The sequence below is a fragment of the Streptomyces sp. NPDC098101 genome, from assembly GCF_044760185.1.
Classification (GTDB): Bacteria; Actinomycetota; Actinomycetes; order Streptomycetales; family Streptomycetaceae; genus Streptomyces.
This window is the reverse complement of the sequence record NZ_JBIWAS010000001.1, coordinates 410,315-427,965: the sequence shown is the minus strand read 5'-3', so window position 1 is coordinate 427,965 and position 17,651 is coordinate 410,315. Positions and strand designations below refer to the sequence as shown.

18 protein-coding genes are annotated in these 17,651 nt (G+C 73.7%); 4 read left to right on the top strand and 14 right to left on the bottom strand.

Annotated features, from left to right (window positions below; genetic code table 11):
• Positions 1–72: 72 nt before the first annotated feature.
• Complete coding sequence (locus ACIQVI_RS01720) at positions 73–2,370, bottom strand: FG-GAP repeat domain-containing protein (protein WP_403589878.1); 2,298 nt, start codon at positions 2,368–2,370, stop codon at positions 73–75.
• Between the two features lie 250 nt (positions 2,371–2,620).
• On the opposite strand from ACIQVI_RS01720, the gene ACIQVI_RS01715 reads away from it, so the two are divergent.
• Positions 2,621–3,376: a hypothetical protein gene (locus tag ACIQVI_RS01715; RefSeq protein ID WP_403589876.1), complete on the top strand. Its 756-nt coding sequence runs from the start codon at positions 2,621–2,623 to the stop codon at positions 3,374–3,376.
• A gap of 76 nt (positions 3,377–3,452) precedes the next feature.
• Here ACIQVI_RS01715 and ACIQVI_RS01710 read toward each other — a convergent pair whose 3' ends face one another.
• Positions 3,453–4,337: a winged helix-turn-helix transcriptional regulator gene (locus ACIQVI_RS01710; protein WP_403589874.1), complete on the bottom strand. Its 885-nt coding sequence runs from the start codon at positions 4,335–4,337 to the stop codon at positions 3,453–3,455.
• A gap of 135 nt (positions 4,338–4,472) precedes the next feature.
• Between ACIQVI_RS01710 and ACIQVI_RS01705 the strand changes: the two genes are divergently transcribed.
• Entirely contained in the window at positions 4,473–5,729 is a 1,257-nt protein-coding gene (locus ACIQVI_RS01705) for an MFS transporter (RefSeq protein WP_403589872.1), read from the top strand.
• A gap of 34 nt (positions 5,730–5,763) precedes the next feature.
• On the opposite strand, the gene ACIQVI_RS01700 is transcribed toward ACIQVI_RS01705, so the two are convergent.
• The 7 genes from ACIQVI_RS01700 to ACIQVI_RS01670 form a co-directional block, all read right to left on the bottom strand.
• Positions 5,764–5,952 carry a hypothetical protein gene (locus ACIQVI_RS01700; protein WP_403589870.1) on the bottom strand — a complete coding sequence of 63 codons (189 nt, stop codon included), beginning with the start codon at positions 5,950–5,952 and terminating at the stop codon, positions 5,764–5,766.
• 36 nt (positions 5,953–5,988) lie between these two features.
• Positions 5,989–6,975, bottom strand: coding sequence for a TerC family protein (locus ACIQVI_RS01695; protein WP_403589868.1), 987 nt, complete (start codon positions 6,973–6,975; stop codon positions 5,989–5,991).
• Between the two features lie 115 nt (positions 6,976–7,090).
• Positions 7,091–7,621, bottom strand: coding sequence for a hypothetical protein (locus tag ACIQVI_RS01690; protein ID WP_351971937.1), 531 nt, complete (start codon positions 7,619–7,621; stop codon positions 7,091–7,093).
• A 41-nt stretch (positions 7,622–7,662) separates the two neighbouring features.
• A complete protein-coding gene (locus ACIQVI_RS01685) occupies positions 7,663–8,838 on the bottom strand; it encodes an ROK family glucokinase (RefSeq protein ID WP_121832477.1) in 1,176 nt (391 codons plus the stop codon).
• Between the two features lie 37 nt (positions 8,839–8,875).
• A complete protein-coding gene (locus ACIQVI_RS01680; RefSeq protein WP_351971938.1) occupies positions 8,876–9,670 on the bottom strand; it encodes an ATP-binding cassette domain-containing protein in 795 nt (264 codons plus the stop codon).
• A 14-nt stretch (positions 9,671–9,684) separates the two neighbouring features.
• Positions 9,685–10,737: an ABC transporter permease gene (locus ACIQVI_RS01675; protein WP_403589866.1), complete on the bottom strand. Its 1,053-nt coding sequence runs from the start codon at positions 10,735–10,737 to the stop codon at positions 9,685–9,687.
• Positions 10,734–11,753: a sugar ABC transporter substrate-binding protein gene (locus ACIQVI_RS01670; RefSeq protein WP_351971929.1), complete on the bottom strand. Its 1,020-nt coding sequence runs from the start codon at positions 11,751–11,753 to the stop codon at positions 10,734–10,736. Before ACIQVI_RS01670 ends, ACIQVI_RS01675 begins: the two co-directional genes overlap by 4 nt.
• A 251-nt stretch (positions 11,754–12,004) precedes the next feature.
• On the opposite strand from ACIQVI_RS01670, the gene ACIQVI_RS01665 reads away from it, so the two are divergent.
• Positions 12,005–13,003: a Gfo/Idh/MocA family oxidoreductase gene (locus ACIQVI_RS01665; RefSeq protein WP_403589864.1), complete on the top strand. Its 999-nt coding sequence runs from the start codon at positions 12,005–12,007 to the stop codon at positions 13,001–13,003.
• A 53-nt stretch (positions 13,004–13,056) separates the two neighbouring features.
• On the opposite strand, the gene ACIQVI_RS01660 is transcribed toward ACIQVI_RS01665, so the two are convergent.
• A complete protein-coding gene (locus tag ACIQVI_RS01660) occupies positions 13,057–13,728 on the bottom strand; it encodes a response regulator transcription factor (RefSeq protein WP_351971931.1) in 672 nt (223 codons plus the stop codon).
• Entirely contained in the window at positions 13,725–14,936 is a 1,212-nt protein-coding gene (locus tag ACIQVI_RS01655) for a histidine kinase (RefSeq protein WP_351971932.1), read from the bottom strand. Before ACIQVI_RS01655 ends, ACIQVI_RS01660 begins: the two co-directional genes overlap by 4 nt.
• Positions 14,937–15,081: 145 nt before the next feature.
• On the opposite strand from ACIQVI_RS01655, the gene ACIQVI_RS01650 reads away from it, so the two are divergent.
• Complete coding sequence (locus ACIQVI_RS01650) at positions 15,082–15,303, top strand: hypothetical protein (RefSeq protein ID WP_030219746.1); 222 nt, start codon at positions 15,082–15,084, stop codon at positions 15,301–15,303.
• A gap of 9 nt (positions 15,304–15,312) precedes the next feature.
• Here ACIQVI_RS01650 and ACIQVI_RS01645 read toward each other — a convergent pair whose 3' ends face one another.
• The 3 genes from ACIQVI_RS01645 to ACIQVI_RS01635 form a co-directional block, all read right to left on the bottom strand.
• Positions 15,313–15,681, bottom strand: a complete 369-nt coding sequence (locus ACIQVI_RS01645) for a hypothetical protein (RefSeq protein ID WP_403589861.1) — start codon at positions 15,679–15,681, stop codon at positions 15,313–15,315.
• Between the two features lie 11 nt (positions 15,682–15,692).
• Complete coding sequence (locus tag ACIQVI_RS01640) at positions 15,693–16,706, bottom strand: DMT family transporter (RefSeq protein WP_403589859.1); 1,014 nt, start codon at positions 16,704–16,706, stop codon at positions 15,693–15,695.
• A gap of 108 nt (positions 16,707–16,814) precedes the next feature.
• Positions 16,815–17,423, bottom strand: a complete 609-nt coding sequence (locus ACIQVI_RS01635) for a dihydrofolate reductase family protein (protein ID WP_351971935.1) — start codon at positions 17,421–17,423, stop codon at positions 16,815–16,817.
• Positions 17,424–17,651 lie beyond the last annotated feature (228 nt).

Below are 17,651 nucleotides of genomic sequence, written 5' to 3'. Positions count from 1 at the left end.
CTGTTCGATCAGACTCTTGATCGGCATCATGGGTTGTAGGGGCGGGGGCGACTTTCTTGCGGGCGTGCGGCGTCAGGAGACGCTGTTGTAGCCGGCGCCCTCGCCGATCAGGGCCTCGCTGGACGTGCGGGGTGCGAAGGGCTTGTTGTAGTCGCCCGTTCCGGCGTGGAAGTACGAGGTGCCGGCGGGGCCGTATCCGTACAGGTCGGGGCGTCCGTCCTTGTCGCCGTCGCCGATGCCGACGATCTCGCTGTACTGGTTCCAGCCCCCGCCGATCTTCCGTCGGGGTGCGAAGGTGCCGTCGCCCCTGCCGAGGTACAGCCAGAGGACGCCGTCCTTGTCGCGGGCGACGAGGTCACCCGTAGCGTTGCCGCCGAGGTTCCCCGTGGCGGTGATCTGGTTGTAGACGCCCCAGCCGTGGCCGATCTTCTCGCGGGCGGCGAAGGGGGCGCCCGTACCGCCGTTCGCCCTGTACAGCCAGAGGTCGCCCGCCTTGTCGGTGGCGACGAGATCGGGGCGGCCGTCACCGGTGAGGTCGCTGCCGCCGGTGAACCGGGTGTACGTGTTCCACCCGCCGCCGATCCTCGTCCTCGCGGCGAGTGCCCCGCCGGAGCCGGTCCCGGTGCCCGAGTACAGCCACAGCACGCCGCTCCTGTCGCGGGCGACGAAGTCGGCCGCGGTGCTCCGGCCGCCGATGTCGCCGACGGACTCGATCCGGTCGTAGATGTTCCAGCCGTGTCCGGCCTGCTTGCGGGAGTCGGGGGTCGTGAGACGCGAGGGGGTCCCGCCGGCCTGGGTGTCGACCTGCCACAGCAGGCCCTGGGCGTCCCGGGCGAGCAGGTCCGGGGCGCCGTTGTCGTCGAGGTCGTGCGGCTTCGGCGTGCGGACGACCTCGAAGCTGCCCGAGGCGGTGATCTCCGGGCCGATGCCGTTCTGCGGGACGGCCCGCAGCGACCAGTCGTAGTCGCCGTTCGGGGCGGCCTTGCCGAGGGGCGTGGGGGACCCGAGGCTCTCCGACCAGTCCAGGACGAGGTTCTGGCCGAAGAAGCCGACGTGGGGGTGGTCGGGCTTGTACTCCTGGACGTACGTCCGGCCCGTGCGGCGGTGGGTCAGCTTCAGGTACACGTCGGTGTTGACCCGGGACAGCTTCCACTTCAGGAGCGTCCGGCCGCCGCTGCGGTCCAGGTCGAACACGTCGGGCATGTCGTCGCCGAGGTACGTGAGCCTCGTGGGCTCACCGGTGGAGGCGACCAGTTCGGCGGTCGGCCTGCCGTCGCCGCCGGGGGCGATCCGGTAGAGGCCCTCGCCCTTCTCGACGGTGCCGCCGCGCACGAGGAGCGTCCCGCCGGGACCGGGCACGGCGGAGGACATGTAGGCGAGCAGCGGGATCGTCTCGCCGGTCTCCAGGGACCGGGCCCTGAAGGGCTCTGTCTTCCCCCGGCTGAGGAGGTCGTCGGGACTGGCGTACGTGACCCAGTCGCCCACCAGGCCGACGTTGATCCCGTACTCGCCCCGACGGATCAGGGGGGCGCGCCGGACCTGGCCGGTGGCGCGGTCGGCGATCGCCAGCGTTCCCGTGTACGGGTCGTCGGCGTACTCGGGCCAGGCGATGAGGGATTCCGACACGGCGAGGGTGTCCCCGGGGTAGCCGGCGACGCCGCGCCTGTCGACGGTCGTGGTCGGGCCCGTCACCGCCGCGGTCGCCAGGTCCAGGGTGACCATGTGGCGCGTGGGGGCTCCGTCCGGGCCCGTGGAGTACGCGAGGACGGCGGTCCCCGGCGACGTACAGGCCTCGAGGGACACGGACCGCGTGTCCGCCGGGAGGCCGGCCACCCTGCGGGCCGACCCGGGGTCGCCCGTCGCGTCGAGGAGCAGCAGTTCCCGCGTCCCGTCCGGGCGCGTGCCGAGGGCCATCAGGGTGGAGCCGGCGAGCCCCGCGAAGCGGTGGTCCGCGCCGAGCGCGGTGAGGTCGACCCCGACGGGCTCGGCGCCCGTGGCCATGTCCCGCAGGGTGAACGTGCGGGGTGCCCAGGCGTCGGAGCCCGGGGCGGGCGTCACGAGGACGTCGGTGTCGCAGACGTCGGTGAGGGTGCCCCGGGGCAGCTCGGTCGTCGCGCCGTCCGCGTACCGCGTCCAGCGCAGGGTCCCCGAGTGGGTCATGCTGTCGCTGGTGACGAAGCCGGTCCTGCCCGCCATGACGATCTGCGTACCCGCCGGGTACGGCACCGGGGCGGCGGAGGCCGTGGACGCGGCGGTCGCGGCGGGAGCGGCGGTCGCGGGTGCGGTCAGGACGCCCGCGCCGAGCGTGACGGCGAGGACGGTGGTGATCGCGGCGGAGACGTGGTGACGGGCCGGTCGTGCGGGCTTCAAGGTTCCCCCCGGGGAAACGGACAGCGCTCGATTGTTCGAGAACGTCCGATCAGACTCCCGACCGGGCAGGGGGGTTGTACGTGGTGCCACCGTCACGTCGGGCCCGCCCCTGTCACCGGATCCTCGCACTCCACTTCGCCGGCCGGACCGAGGGCTCCGGCGGCTTCCACGAGCAGCTCCCGGAGCCGGCCCGGCCCTCCGGACGGGCCCCGGTCGGTCGGCTCCGCCGGAACGCGGCTACCGTGCACGGATGTCGTACCGACTCGACGCCGTCGTGGGTGACTTCGACCGCTTGCGCAGCCGGGCCGGGGGCGTGCCCGGGGCGGTGGTCGCCCCGCTCGGGCGGCGCATGGGCCTGCTGCCGCTTTCCGCCGCGCTGCGCGGCGATCTGCCGCGTGTGCTCCGCGTGCTCTCGCGGGGCGGGCCGGTGGCCCATGTGGAGGCGGACTTCTGGGGCGGCGACGGGGAGCAGACCGCCGCCCTGTGGCGGGCGGGCGTGCGGGAGTGGGGGCCGGTGCGCGCCTCGGAGTTCAGCGGTCCGCGGCGGGACTGGCCGATCAACGCGGCGCTCGCGCGGCTCGGTGTGGCGCCGGCCGGTCCCGGCGCGCCGGACCACCGCGACCTGTTCGCGGAAGTGGGGCTCGGCCGGGGACGGGACGAGGAGGACTGGCACCGGGCCGCCCTGGAGGCCCGCGACGCGGCCGACTACGACGCGTGGCACGCGAGGGACCGGGTCGAGCGGGAGGCCGAGGAGCGCGCCGCGGCCGAGCGGGCCGCCCGCGAGCGGCTGTCCGGGGTTCCCGTGCCCCTCGACGGCAAGGAGGTCATCGCCCTGCTCGGCATACCCCAGGGCCCCGCGGTGGGGGCGGCCGTCCGGCACCTCCAGCGGCTCCGCGTCGAGCGCGGCCCCCTGTCCCGCGAAGAGGCCGAGACCGCGCTGCGCGCCTGGGCGGCGGAGCAGGACCTGTCCCCCGTACGCCCGGAGGACGCGCCGGGCCGTCCGTAGGCGCGGGCGGGAGGTCTCGGCCCGCCGCCTCGGCGTCGGCGCCGGACTGGGCCGTCCGTAGGCGCGGGCGGGAGGTCTACGGACGCGCCGTCAGGCGCCGTGCCTCCGCCAGCGCCTCGGCCACCGCGGCCGGGATGTCCGTCACCGGGAAGCGGGCGTGCCGCACCACGCGGTCGTGGTCCACCACCAGGACGGCCCGCTTCAGGCGCAGCAGCTGTCCGGCGCGGAAGGTGGGCAGCCGCAGGGCGGCGGCGAGGCGCAGGTCGACGTCCGAGAGGAGGAGGAAGGGGAGGCCCTCCCCGACCGCGAACGTCCGCTGCTCGTCGGGGCGTTGGGTGCTGACGCCGTACACCTCCGCGCCCGCCGCGCGGAAGTCCTCGTACGCGTCCCGGAAGAGCCGGTTCTCCAGGGTGCAGCCGACGGTGCCGGGGATGCCCGACCAGCCCTCCGGCAGGGGGCCGGGGGCCCCGGTCGCCGGATAGCAGAACAGGACGGTGGCCGCGCTCCCGGCCACCGGGTCCACCGGCGCGCCGTCCCGGTGGCCCGGCAGCTCCAGGGGCGGCAGCCGCTCGCCCACCAGGCCCGCGACGCGCCTCGCCTCCGCGCCCGCCTCGTCGGCGGTGCCGCTGAGCGAGCCGTCGCCGAAGACCCAGCGGTCCGCCCAGTCCTGCATCGACAGGAGCACCGGCAGCAGCCCCCGGCCCCGCTCCGTCAGCCGGTACTCGTACCGCACCGGCCTGTCCTGGTACGGGACCTTCTCCAGGACCTCCGTCTCCACGAGGTGCGCCAGGCGCTCGGTGAGCACCTTCCGGGAGATGCCCAGCTCCTCCTGGAGCGCGTCGAACCGGTGGTGTCCGCGCGCGGCCTCCCGGAGCAGGAGCAGGCTCCACCAGTCGCCTACCACCGCCGCCGCCTGCGCGATCGCGCACGCCGCGTCCCTCTCGGGCACCGACCTCGTCACAGCGTCCCCCTCCTCCGCGCACGGCGACCGCTCGTCGGAACCATCTTGCGCCATGCGGTCGGTTCCCGATAGAAACTCACCCGGAACAAGTGAGTTCCCAAAAGAGACTGACTAGACCCAGGGGGTGGGCGCCGGATGGGCGGAACACGAACGGTCCCGGAACACGACCGACGCGACGACGCGCGGAAGGCCTCGCCGCCGGACGTCTTCTGGCGCTTCTGGGCCGCCTCCACGGTCAGCGGCGCGGGCACCGCCGTCACCGCCCTCGCCCTGCCGCTCGTCGCCCTCACCGTCCTCGACGCCACCGCCTTCGAGGTCGCCCTGCTCGCCGCCGCCGGACAGGTCTCCTGGCTGCTCCTCAGCCTCCCGGCCGGCGTCGTCGCCCAGCGCGTGCCGCTGCGCCGGCTCCAGGTCGCGCTCGACCTCGTGCGGTGCGCGGCGCTCGGATCGCTGCCGCTCGCCTGGTGGCTCGGCACCCTCACGTATCCGCACCTGCTGTGCGCGGCGCTCGTCACCGGCGCGGCGACGGTGCTGTTCGACATCGGCAACTCGACCTTCCTGCCCGCCGTCGTCCCGGCCCGGCAGCTGGCCGCCCGCAACAGCGTCATGTCCGGCACGCACGCCGTCACCGACACCGGCGGGCCCTCCCTCGGCGGCGTCCTGATCGGCGCGACCGGCCCGGTCGGCGCGCTCGTCGTGGACGCCGCCAGCTACCTGGCCTCCGCCGTGCTGCTGCGCACCCTTCCCGAGAGCCGCCCCGCTCCCCGCACCGGCGAGAGCGCGCTCCGGCTGATGCGCGAGGGCCGGCGGTACGTCACCGGGCACCCGGTCATGCGGCCCTGCATGATCTGGGCGACCGCCGCCAACTTCCTCAGCGCGGCCCTCCTCGCCCTCACGCCCCTCTACCTGGTCCGCGAGGCCGGCCTGGACGCCGTACAGCTCGGTCTCGTCCTCGCCATGGACGGGGTCGGCGCGCTCGCCGGCGCGGCCGTCGCGGTCCGGGTGACCGGGCGCCTCGGCACCGCGCGGGGCGTCATCGTGTCCGACCTGGCCGGCGGCGCGCTGCTGCTGCTCGCCCCGCTGACCACGTCGGCGGGGAACGCGTACTGGTTCGCCCTGGCCAACGCGGGCTTCGCCTTCGGCAGCGTCATCGGCTCGATCACCACCCGCACCTACCGGCAGACCCAGTCGCCCCCGGAGCTGCTGTCCCGCGTGATGGCCACGGTCCGCTTCGTCTCCTGGGGCGCGCTGCCGCTCGGCGCGGTCACCGCCGGCCTCCTCGCCACCTGCGCCGGTGTCCACACCGCCCTCTGGACGGTCTGCGCCGCCGCTCCGCTGCCCGCGCTCTACCTCTTCTGCACCGGGGTGGGCCGCCACCGCGACCTCACCTGACGCCCCTGCCCCGGGGCGGGGGCGTCCGCGCCGCTCACCGGTCCGAGGCGTGTTTGTGCCGGGGGTCCAGCCGGTAGTCGGGGCAGTCGCGGTTCTGGCAGGCGCCCGGGCCGGGTACGGGGACGAAGACGCCGAGGGTCTTGTGGCGGTGCAGGACGGCCGGGACCTCCTGCTTGCAGGATTGGCACACGTACACGTCGACTTCGCGCTCTTTTTTGACCATATCTTTACTGTATGTCCGAATTTATACGCGCGGAAGTCAGGCGTCCCGGTCCGGTGGACCGGCGGGGGGACCGGACTTCTCCGAGGACGCGGGAGGAGGCCTTCTGAGGCTGAGCACCACGGACCCCGCCAGGACGACCACGATGACCGCGAGGCTGACCGGCGAGGGGATCTCCGGGATGTCGGAGCTGATCGTCTTGTGGGACGCCTGGAGGACGAGCTTGACGCCGATGAAGGCGAGGATGATCGCCAGGCCCTTGCTCAGGTAGTGGAAGCGGTCCAGGAGCCCGGCGAGCATGAAGTAGAGGGCCCGCAGGCCGAGGATGGCGAACGCGTTGCTGGTGTAGACGATGAAGGCGTCGTCGCTGACCGCGAGGACCGCCGGGACGCTGTCGACGGCGAAGACCAGGTCGGCGGCCTCGATCGCGGCGACCACCGCGAGCAGCGGGGTCGCCACCCTCTTGCCCGCCTCCTTGACGAAGAACTTCGCCCCGGCGTACTCGTCCCGCACCGGGACGACCTTGCGGAGCATCCGCACGGCGAAGCTCCTGCCCGGGTCGAAGTTCTCCTCCTCGTCCTTCAGGAGTTTGTAGGCGCTGTAGAAGAGCACGAGGGCGAAGACGAACAGCACGGCGGTGAAACGGCCGACCACGGCCACGCCGAGGGAGAGGAAGATCCCGCGGAAGACGAGCGCGCCGATGACGCCGAAGAACAGCACGCGGTGCTGATAGGCGCGGGGAACCTTGAAGTACGCGAAGATCACGGCGAAGACGAACAGGTTGTCGACCGACAGGCTCTTCTCCAGCAGCCAGGCCGTCGTGTACTCGGTTCCGGCGGTGGTGCCGAGGACGAGGAAGACGACCGCGCCGAAGATCAGGGCGAGGCCCACCCACAGACCGCTCCACGCGGCGGCCTCCTTGAAGCCGATGACGTGCGCGGTGCGGTGGGCCAGCAGGTCCACCGCCAGCGACACCACCACCGTCGCGGCGAACGCCGCCCACAACCAGAACGGAACATCGAGCACGCCGAACACCCTCACCGTGGCCGTGCGGAACACGCCGACCCCCCTTAACAGGAGTGTCTGGCATCACGCCCCCGACAGCACGCGGAGCGGGCGGGCACGGCGGGCGGGCGCGGGCTCAGGGACTGGTCGTCGAGACCGCGTACACCCGGGGAAAGGCCGGTTCCGTGAGGTCGACCGTGATGTCCGTGGTGGGGCGGGGCTCCTCGCGGGTGACGGTGGTGCCCGACCAGGCCGGGGTGGCCGGGAAGGTCCAGGCGGCGATGGAGCGGTCCCGCTCGCTGATGGTGATCCGGCCCGGGGTGAGCTGGGCGCGGGCGGCGCCGGACTCGGCGAGGAAGACGTCGAGGCCGGCGGCGGTCGTCGTGAACCGGACGTAGAGCCGGCTGGTCTTCCAGTTGCTGGTCTCGTAGTAGGCGACGTCCCAGGCGCCGGCGGGGATCGGGACCTCGAAGACCCGGCGCTTCATCTGGGAGGGCCAGTTGTCCTGGAGGCCCGCCGCCGAGGACTCGCGTTCCTTGTCGCGGCCGCTGTCGCGGCTCTGGCCCGCGGAGATGACGAGGTAGCCGGCGGGGATGCCGACGAGGAGCACGATGATGACGGCCGTCAGCCAGCGGCGGCGGATCATGTGCCGGCGGTCCTCGGGCATCCGGTCCAGCGGCGGGCGAGGCGGGGGCGGGGCGGTCGGGATCACGACGGGGGGTCCTCGGGGGTGCGGGCGGTCCGGGCCGAGGTCCCGCTGCGCAGGGCCTGGGCGTAGCGCTCGTACCGCTCGTACCGCTCGACGCGGCGCCGGTTGGCGCGGCGGAAGCGGCGGGCGACGAGCCGGGCGAGGTCGGCGGCGCCGACCATGCCGGCCTCGGGGCCGAGCTGGGCGCGGACGAGCCGGGCCTCGGGGCGGTAGCCGCGGCCGGTGAGGTGGCGGCGGAAGGAGTCCCGGGCGGGGCCGATGAGCAGGTCGTCGGCGGCGGAGACGCCCCCGCCGATGACGAAGCAGGAGGGGTCGAGGGCGGCGGCGAGGTTGGCGATGCCGACGCCGAGCCACTGGCCGATGTCCTGGAGCAGCTCGACGCACATGGCGTCGCCCTCGCGGGCGAGCTCGGTGATCAGCGGGCCGGTGATGTCGGGGACGTGGCCCTTGACCCGCTCGATGATGCCGTACGCGACCGGGGAGTCGGCGGCGGCCAGCTCGCGGGCCTCGCGGACCAGCGCGTTGCCCGAGCTGTACTGCTCCCAGCAGCCGCGGTTGCCGCAGGGGCAGCGGTGGCCGCCGGGGACGACCTGCATGTGGCCGAACTCGCCCGCGACGCCGTACTTGCCCCGCTTGACCTGGCCGTCCTCCAGGATGGCGCCGCCGATGCCGGTGCCGAGGGTGATCATGACGAGGTGGTCCTCGCCGCGCCCGGCGCCGAAGCGCCACTCGGCCCAGGCGGCGGTGTTGGCGTCGTTGTCCACCATGACGGGGACGGCGAGGCGGCCCTGGAGGGCGTCCCGGAGGGGCTCGTTGCGCCAGGCCAGGTGGGGGGCGAAGAGGACCCTGGCCCGGTCGGCGTCGACCCAGCCGGCCGCGCCGATGCCGACGGCGTGCACGTCGTGCCGGTCGGAGAGGTCCAGGACCAGTTCGACGATGGTGTCCTCGACGACCTTGGGGCTCTTGGACTTGTCCGGGGTCTCCGTGCGGAGCTTCTCCAGGATGTTGCCGTCGGCGTCGACGACCCCCGCCATCACCTTCGTGCCGCCGATGTCGATGCCGACGGTCGGCACCCGGGGGGCCGTCAGGTGGGAGCGCCGTTCCCGGGTCCCCACGGTCCGCAGCACGGTGCCGCGGGCGGAGCCGCGGTGGGCGAGGTCACGGTAGGTACTCATCGGCTCCGATTCTGCCAGGTGGGGTGTACGGGGGCCGTTACGTCGCCGGGGGGCGTTCCAGTTCGTGGCGGAGGTCCTCCAGCTCGGTGCCGCCGGCCATCTGCCGGGTCAACTCGTCGAGGGTGACGGAGCCCTTGGTGTGGCTGCCGGCCATCGTGCCGCGCTTGAGGAGGACGAAGCGGTCGCCGACGAGGTGGGCGTGGTGGGGGTTGTGGGTGATGAGGACCACGCCGAGGCCCTGGTCGCGGGCGGCGGCCACGTACTTCAGGACGACCCCGGACTGCTTGACGCCGAGGGCCGCGGTCGGCTCGTCGAGGACGAGGACCTTGGCGCCGAAGTGGACGGCGCGGGCGATCGCCACGCACTGGCGCTCGCCGCCGGAGAGGGTGCCGATGGGCTGGTCGACGTCGCGCAGGTCGATGCCCATGCGGAGCAGGGCCTCGCGGGTGGTGGTACGCATGAGCGCGACGTCGAGCCGCTTGAGGGGGCCCCGGCCCTTCGTCGGCTCGGAGCCGAGGAAGAAGTTCCGCCAGACCGGCATGAGCGGGACGACGGCGAGGTCCTGGTAGACGGTGGCGATGCCCCGGTCGAGGGCGTCGCGCGGATTGGCCAGGACGACCTCCTCGCCCTCGATGCGGAAGGTTCCGGCGTCGTGCCGGTGCAGCCCGGCGACGATCTTGATGAGGGTGGACTTGCCGGCGCCGTTGTCGCCGAGGACGCAGGTGATCTCGCCCGCGCGGACCTCCAGGGAGACCCCTTCGAGGGCGCGGATGTTGCCGTAGTACTTGCTGACGTCGTCGAGCTCGACGAGGGGCGCGGGCTCGGTCGTCACAGAGGTGCCGGTCGTCACTTGGTGGCCTCCACGCGCTTGCGGATCCAGGCGTTCAGGAGGGTCGCGAGCAGCAGCATCGCGCCCAGGAAGAACTTGAACCAGTCCGGGTTCCACTCGGCGTACACGATGCCCTTGCTGGTCATGCCGAAGATCAGGGCGCCGACCGCCGAGCCGATGGCCGAGCCGTACCCGCCGGTGATCAGGCAGCCGCCGATGACGGCCGCGATGATGTAGATCAGCTCGTTGCCGACGCCCTCGCCCGACTGGACGACGTCGAAGGAGAAGAGCAGGTGCTGGCCGGAGACCCAGGCGCAGAAGGCCACGCCCGCGTAGAGGCCGATCCTGGTGCGGTGGACGGGGACGCCGACCGCGCGGGCCGCGTCGGCGCCGCCGCCGACCGCGAAGATCCAGTTGCCGAAGCGGGTGCGGAGCAGGATCCAGGTGGCGAGCGCGACCAGGCCGAACCACCACAGGATGGTGACCTTGAACTCGACGCCGCCGAGGGTCAGCTGCGAGGCGAAGAGCGCACGGGCGGAGGGGAAGCCCTCCATGTCGGCGATGGTCTTGGTGGAGACGGTGCCGCTGATCAGCTTGGTGAGGCCCAGGTTCAGGCCGGTCAGCATGAGGAAGGTGCCGAGCGTGATGATGAAGCTGGGCAGCTCGGTGCGGGTCAGCATGACGCCGTTGAAGACGCCGATCGCCAGGGTGACGAGCAGCGAGACGCCGACGCCGACCCAGACGTTCGCCGTCATCTGGTAGCTGAACATCGAGGAGACCAGCGCGGAGCTGGTGACCATGACGCCGGCGGAGAGGTCGAACTCGCCGCCGATCATCAGGAGGGCCACGGGGACGGCCATGATGCCGATGGTGGAGGCCGCGTAGAGGACGGTGCCGAGGCTGGAGGCGCGCAGGAAGCTGTCGGCGAAGAGCGCGAAGAAGACGAAGACGGCGGCCGCGCCGACGACCGAGCCCAGCTCGGGGCGGGCGAGCAGCTTCTTCAGCGGGGTGGTGCGCAGGAGGCGTTCGTCGACGTGGTCGATGCCGGACGGCGGGGCGGTGGAGCTCATCGGGTGCCCCGATCCGCGTAGGCGACGAGGTCGGCGGCGTTCTCCTTGGTGATGATCTGGGGGCCGGTGAGGACCGGCTTGCCGCCGCCGAGGACGTCGGCGTTGTAGCGGTACAGCCAGAGCAGGTCGACGGCCTCGTACCCCTGGAGGTAGGGCTGCTGGTCGACGGCGAAGCCGAGGGTGCCGGCCTTCAGGGCGGTGGCGACCTTGGCGTTGAGGTCGAAGGTGTCGATCTCGGCCTTGCTGCCGGCGCTCTTCGCGGCCTGGACGGCGGTGTCGGCGAAGGGGGCGCCGAGGGTGACGACGGCGTCGACGTCCTTGTCGGCCTGGAGCTTGGCCTCGACGGAGGCCTTCACGTCGGGCATGTTGGTGCCGTCGACGTACAGGTTGACGAGTTCGCCGCCAAAGGTCTTCTTCGCTCCGGCGCAGCGCTGCTCGTGGCCGACGTTGCCCTGCTCGTGCAGGACGCAGAGCGCCTTCTTCTTCCCGCGCCGGTCGAGCTCCTCGCCGACGGCCTCGCCCGCGACGGTCTCGTCCTGCCCGATGTGGGTGAGGGCGCCGTAGGCCTTGGACTGCTCGGCGCCGGAGTTCACGGTGATCACCGGGATGCCGGCCTTGACGGCCTTCTCGACGGCGGCCTTCATGGCGTCGGGCTTGGCGAGGGTGACGATCAGGCCGTCGACGCCCTTGGCGATGTACGAGTCGACCAGCTGCGCCTGCTGCTGCGCCTCGTCGTGGTGGGCGTAGAGGAAGTTGATGTTGTCCTTGACGGCGGCCTGCCGGGCGCCCTTCTGGACGATGTCCCAGAAGGTGTCGCCGTCGCCCGAATGGGTCACCATCGCGAAGGTCCAGCGGGGGGTGTCGACGGCCGCCCTGCCCTGGGCCTGCGCGGCCTTGCGGGCGTCCTCCGCCCGCTTGCCGCCGGTGCTGCTGCATCCGGCGAGCGCCGTCGTCAGCGCGAGTGCGAGCACGGCGCCGACCGCGGCGCGTACCCCTCCTGTCCGAAGCCTGGTCACGAGGCCGTGCCCTCCTTTGTGTCCTTTGCACGCATTGCAGGCGTGCATTGCAGTATCGGTCATGCGGGTCGGCAGGCTCGCCGCGGGGCCCGGTGCCGGGGCGGCCGGGTCGCCCGCCGGGGGCGCGAGGGGGGAGCGTAGTCCCGGGTGCGGAGGACGGGAAGCCGACGGCGGGAGGGTGCGGGCGGGCGGGGCGGCCCGCTGTCCTGGCCTGCCTTGACAGGGGGTACGGGCACCCCCACGGTGGGCCCATGCGCATCGGACTCATCGGTACGGGACGGATCGGGAGCTTCCACGCGGGGGTGCTGGCCCGGCACCCGGAGGTCGGGTCCCTGGTCGTCACGGACGCGGATCCCGCGCGGGCGGCCGGGGTGGCGGAGGCGCTCGGGGCGGAGGCGGCGCCGGACGTGACCGCGCTGCTCGGGAGCGCCCCGGACGCGGTGGTGATCGCCTCGGCGACGGCGGCGCACGCGGAGCTGATCGCCCGCGCCGCCGGGGCGGGCCTGCCGGCCTTCTGCGAGAAGCCGATCGCCCTGGACGTGCCGGGGACGCTCGCCGCGCTCGACGCGGTGGCGGCGGCGGGCACCGAGCTCCAGCTGGGGTTCATGCGCCGCTTCGACGCGGGCTACCGGGCGGCCCGCGAGGCGGTGCGGTCGGGGCGGCTCGGCCGGCTGCACACCGTACGGGCGGTGACCTCCGACCCGGAGCCGCCGCCCGCCGCGTACCTGCCGCTCTCCGGCGGCCTCTTCCGCGACTGTCTGGTGCACGACTTCGACGCGGTGCGCTGGGTGACCGGGCGGGAGGTCGTCGAGGTGTACGCGACGGGCTCGGACGCGGGCCCGTCGATGTTCCGGGAGGCGGGGGACGTGTCCTCGGCCGCCGCGCTCCTCACCCTGGACGACGGCACGCTGGTGACGGCGACCGCGACCCGGTGCAACGGCGCCGGGTACGACGTGCGGATGGAGCTGGCGGGCGAGCGGGACCAGATCGGGGTGGGCCTGGACGAGCGCACCCCGCTCGTCTCGGTGGAGCCGCAGGGGCCGCCCGCGCCGGAGAAGCCGTGGCCCGGCTTCCTGGAGCGGTTCGCCCCGGCGTACGAGGCGGAGCTGGACGCCTTCGTACGGCTCGCGCGCGGCGCGGCGCCCAATCCCTGCGACGGGCGGGAGGCCCTGGCGGCGCTGCGGATCGCGGAGGCGTGCGAGCGCTCGCGGCGGGAGCGGCGGCCGGTGCGGGTGGGGGACTCCGGCTGACGCCCGGGAGGGGGCGGGCCGGTCCGGCGAGGGGTGTTCCTCCGAGGGCCGTCCTACGCGCCCTCCTCCTCGTCCAGGAGGCCCGCGTCGTGGACGAGGAGGGCGATCTGGACGCGGTTGTTGAGGCCGAGCTTGGCCAGGATCCGGGAGACGTACGTCTTGACGGTGGGCACGCCCATGTACAGCTCGGCCGCGATCTCCGCGTTGGAGCGGCCGTGGCCGACGGCGACGGCCACCTCCCGTTCCCGGTCGGCGAGTCCGGCGAGCCGGTCGGCCGCCGTGGCGCGCCGGGGCTGCCCCGGCCGGCCCGCGACGTGGGTCATGAGCTGGCGGGTGACGGCCGGGGAGAGGACGGGGTCCCCGGCGGCGACCCGGCGGACGGCGGCGTCGATCTCGGCGGGCGGGGTGTCCTTGAGGACGAAGCCGGCGGCTCCGGCCCGCAGGGCGCGCAGGACCTGTTCGTCGGCGTGGAAGGTGGTGAGGACGACGACCTCGGGGGCGTCGGGCCGGGCGCGCAGGAGTTCGGTGGCGGTGAGGCCGTCGACGTGCGGCATCCGGATGTCCATGAGGACGACGTCGGGGGCGTGCCGGGCGACGAGTTCGGGGACGTCCCGGCCGTCGGCGCCCTCGCCGACGATGGTCAGGCCGTCGGCTCCGCCGAGCATGAGGGTGAGGCCCGCGCGGACCAGGGGGTCGTCGTCGACGATGAGCAGCCGGATGGTCATGGGGGCCACGGTAGCCAGGCGTGCAGGGCGAACCCGCCGTCGGGGGCCGGGCCGTGGGCGAGGCGGCCGCCGGCGAGGGCGGCGCGCTCGGTGAGTCCGATGAGGCCCTGGCCGGAGCCGGGGACGTGCGGGACGGGTCCGGCGGGGGCCGGGTTGTGGACGTCGACGGTGAGCCCTTCGCCGGGGCGGCCGCGGACGGTGACGGTGACGGGGGTGCCGGGGGCGTGCTTGCGGGCGTTGGTGAGGCCCTCCTGCGCGATGCGGTAGACGGTGCGGCCGGTGGCGGCGGGGACCGCGGCCGGGTCGTCGACGGTGGTGTCGAGGACGACCTCCGCGCCGGCCTCGCGGGACTCCTCGACCAGCGCGCCGAGGGTGGCGAGGGTGGGCTGCGGCCGGTTCCCCTCGCCGTCCTCGTCGGGGGCGCGCAGGACGCCGATGATCTCGCGGAGGTCCTGGAGGGCCTCGTGGGCGCTGTCGCGGATGACTCCGGCGGCGCGGGCGATCTGCTCGGGCGGGGCGTCGGGCCGGAACTCCAGGGCTCCGGCATGCACGCTGAGCAGGGTGAGCCGGTGGGCGAGGACGTCGTGCATCTCGCGGGCGATGGCCTCGCGGGCGAGCCGCTGGGCCTGGGCGGCGCGCAGCTCGGCCTCGGCCTCGGCGCGGCGGGCGCGCTCCCTGAGGGCCTCGACGAGCTGGCGCCGGGAGCGGACGAGCATCCCCCAGGCGGTGACGAGCAGGACGAGGACGAAGCCCAGGACGAGGGAGAGCGTGCGGTTGGTGGTGGGGTCGGGGCGGAGGAAGACCTGGACGACCGAGGTGGCGACGGCGAGCGCGCAGATCCAGGCGACCTCCCGGAAGGGACGGCGTACGGCGACGCTGAACAGGCTCGCGAGGAGGGCGCCTGCGGCGACCGGCGCCACCACGTTCGCCAGGGAGAGGGCGACCGCGAGCCCGACCGGCCACCGGCGGCGCAGCCAGAGCGCGCAGCAGGCGAGGGCTCCGGCGAGCTGGTCGAAGAGGATGACGGGCTCGCTGGTGTACTGCGCGCTGGTGTCGGCGGCGACGAGCCCGACGAGGGCGGCGAGCAGGAAGAGCGAGGTGTCCACGATCCAGTCGCGGACGGTACGACGGGGCCGGGCCGCCCCGCTCCCGCCCGGTTCGACCAGGTGGGAGGGGAGCAGCCAGCGCTGCCGGTCCGTGCGGGTCATGTCCGCAATGTACGCAGCCGGGGCGCCCGGCCGGGCATCGGCGGGCCGGGTCGCTACCGAAGTCGCGGAGGTCGGTACTTCGGTAGCGGCGGGCGGGGACCGGGGTCGGACGCGGGCGCTCCCCCGCCCCGGTCATGATCGGGACATGAAGAGATTCCTGGAGACCGTCGGTGCCGTGATCGCCCTGGCCGGTGTGTGCGGAGTGGTCCGCGAGCTGACGGACGGCTGGTTCCGGTTCATGGGCCTGACCCGGTTCCTGACGGAGAACGTGTGGTTCCTGGAGGGGCGGGAGCTGTTCGCGAACATCGTGATAGCGGTGCTCGGCGGGGTCGTTTTGATCGTCTCGGACCGGGTGCCGAAGTCCTGAGCGGGGTCCTCAGGCCTTGGCGGAGTCCAGGCGGGTGACCTCGGCGAGGTAGTCGGCGGTGCGCTGCGCGGCGGAGCCGCTGGTGTAGAGGGCGGCACCGGCGACGGCGAAGGGCAGGGAGCCGCCGAGGAGGGCGACGAGCCCGGGCCAGTCGCGCTCCTCGACGCACGACTCGTGGTGGACGTATTCGCTGGTGAGGAGGGCGGGGCAGGGGCTGCCGCGGCCGTCGCCGTCCTCGTACGGGGTGACGAGGTGGACGGCGAACCAGATCCAGAGGAGGCCGGCGACGGCGAGCAGGCCGATCCCCCAGCCCTGGGCGCGGCGGGCACGGGCCCTGAACTCGTTGGTGTGGACGAGGGAACGCGTGGACGAGGACATGGACGGAGAACCTACCTCGTGTCCTCGCCGGCCCCGACGGCCCGGTCGGCCTTGTCCGTTCGGCCGGTCTTGTCCGTCAGGTCGGCCCCGTCCGTCCGGTCGGCTCCGTCGGCGGCGCGGCGGCCCCAGGTGGTGCCCGCGAGGACGAGGACCGCGCCCGCGAGGCCGAGGGCGCCGGGGCGGTCCCTGGCCAGGGCGATGCCCGCGGCGGCGGCCCAGAGGGGTTCGGTGCCGAGGAGGAGGCTGACCCGGGACGGGGAGGTGCGGCGGACCGCCCACATCTGCACGAAGAAGGCGAAGAGCGTGCAGAAGACGGAGAGGAAGACCAGCCCGGCCCATTCTCGCGGGCCGAAGTCGAGGGCCGTGGCCCAGGGGGAGGCGCCGGTGCCGGGGAAGAGGGCGATGACGGCGAACACGGCGACGGCGGAGCCGAGCTGGACGGTGGTGAGGGAGAGCGAGTCGGCCGAGCGGACCGCCGCGATCCGGGACATGGCCAGGACGTGGACGGTACGGGCGAGGGCGGCGAGCAGCATGAGCAGGTCGCCGGTGGAGGGGGCGGTGAAGCCGCCGCCCTGGGTGAGCAGGACGACGCCCGTGACGGAGAGCCCGGCGGCGGCGAGGAAGGCGCGCGTCGGCCGGACGCCGGTGACGGCGGCCTCGGCGAGCGGGGTGAAGATCATGGTGAGGCTGATGATCAGGCCCGCGTTGGTGGCGGAGGTGTGGACGACGCCGTAGGTCTCCAGGAGGAAGATCCCGCCGAGGATCAGCCCGAGGGTTCCGGCGCCGCGCCACTGGGCGGCGGTCAGGGCGCGGAGCCTGCTCCATCCGGCGGCGACGAGGACGGGCAGCACCACCGCGAACCGCAGGACGAGGACGGCGACGACCGTGTGGGTGGTGGTGATGCCCTTGGCCGCGAGGTAGCTGGCGCCCCAGAAGACGGCGACCAGCAGGACGGGCAGGTCGGTGAGCCAGGTCCGGCGCGGGGCGCCGAGGGGCAGGGGGGCGGCGAACGACGGAGCCGACATCGGGCCGTTTCTCCAAGTCTTCGGACGGGGTGGAGACTTCGGCGGCTCGCACGCGGAGGATCACCGTACCCGGGGCGGCCCGTGGTGGCTACATCTTTCCGTGGCCGGTCAGTAGCTGCCGTACGCGGGGCGTCCTTCGAGCTCGTACGTGTGGATGGCGACGCCCGCGCCGGTGGTGCGCGACCCGGCGGGGCGGAAGGCGGTGGGGCGGACCCCGTCGGTGAAGAGGCGGCGGCCCGTGCCCAGGACGACCGGGAAGACGAGCAGGTGGAGGGTGTCGATGAGGTCGTGGTCGAGGAGGGTGCGGGCGAGGCCGGCGCTGCCGTGCATCTGGATCTCGCCGTCGAGCCGCTCCTTGAGTTCCGCGACCTCCCGGGCGACGTCGCCGCGGAGCAGGGTGGTCCCGGCCCAGTCGGCCTCGGTGAGGGTGGTGGTGGCGACGTACTTGGGGAGGGCGTTCAGCTTGGTCGCGACCGGGTCGCCGGGGTCGGTCCGCTTCGGCCAGTAGCCGGCGAAGATGTCGTAGGTGCGGCGGCCGAGGAGGAAGGCGGTCGGCCGGGTGAAGACCTCGTCGACGAACCGCCCGAAGTCCTCGTCCCCGTACGGCACGGACCAGCCGCCGTGCTCGAAGCCGTCGCTGCGGTCCTCGTCGGGGCCGCCGGGGGCCTGGACGACGCCGTCGAGGGTGAGGAACTGGGTGAGGCTGAGGGTGGCCATGGCGGGTGCCCCTTCCGTGTCTCCGGACCGTCTTCCACGGCTCCGGGCCGTCGTATCCGCGTCTGCGTCTGCGTCTGCGGACCATCGTGTTCCGAAAGCTCCGACCGCGCCGCCGGGCGGAACTCATCGGTCCGCCGGCGGGGTCGGCGTCCGATTGCCGCCAGCGTCCGCCCGCTCCTCCGACTTTTATTGAACCCGCAACCACTTAGTTCTTCCACGGAGGTTCGG

Excerpts from the sequence above, each read along its gene's own strand:
- ACIQVI_RS01675 (WP_403589866.1), bottom strand. The coding sequence starts at position 10,737 with ATGAGCTCCACCGCCCCGCCGTCCGGCATCGACCACGTCGACGAACGC.
- ACIQVI_RS01685 (WP_121832477.1), bottom strand. The coding sequence starts at position 8,838 with ATGAGTACCTACCGTGACCTCGCCCACCGCGGCTCCGCCCGCGGCACC.
- ACIQVI_RS01660 (WP_351971931.1), bottom strand. The coding sequence starts at position 13,728 with ATGACCATCCGGCTGCTCATCGTCGACGACGACCCCCTGGTCCGCGCG.
- ACIQVI_RS01690 (WP_351971937.1), bottom strand. The coding sequence starts at position 7,621 with ATGCCCGAGGACCGCCGGCACATGATCCGCCGCCGCTGGCTGACGGCC.
- ACIQVI_RS01705 (WP_403589872.1), top strand. The coding sequence starts at position 4,473 with ATGGGCGGAACACGAACGGTCCCGGAACACGACCGACGCGACGACGCG.
- ACIQVI_RS01715 (WP_403589876.1), top strand. The coding sequence starts at position 2,621 with ATGTCGTACCGACTCGACGCCGTCGTGGGTGACTTCGACCGCTTGCGC.
- ACIQVI_RS01665 (WP_403589864.1), top strand. The coding sequence starts at position 12,005 with ATGCGCATCGGACTCATCGGTACGGGACGGATCGGGAGCTTCCACGCG.
- ACIQVI_RS01645 (WP_403589861.1), bottom strand. The coding sequence starts at position 15,681 with ATGTCCTCGTCCACGCGTTCCCTCGTCCACACCAACGAGTTCAGGGCC.
- ACIQVI_RS01650 (WP_030219746.1), top strand. The coding sequence starts at position 15,082 with ATGAAGAGATTCCTGGAGACCGTCGGTGCCGTGATCGCCCTGGCCGGT.
- ACIQVI_RS01655 (WP_351971932.1), bottom strand. The coding sequence starts at position 14,936 with ATGACCCGCACGGACCGGCAGCGCTGGCTGCTCCCCTCCCACCTGGTC.
- ACIQVI_RS01700 (WP_403589870.1), bottom strand. The coding sequence starts at position 5,952 with ATGGTCAAAAAAGAGCGCGAAGTCGACGTGTACGTGTGCCAATCCTGC.
- ACIQVI_RS01635 (WP_351971935.1), bottom strand. The coding sequence starts at position 17,423 with ATGGCCACCCTCAGCCTCACCCAGTTCCTCACCCTCGACGGCGTCGTC.
- ACIQVI_RS01640 (WP_403589859.1), bottom strand. The coding sequence starts at position 16,706 with ATGTCGGCTCCGTCGTTCGCCGCCCCCCTGCCCCTCGGCGCCCCGCGC.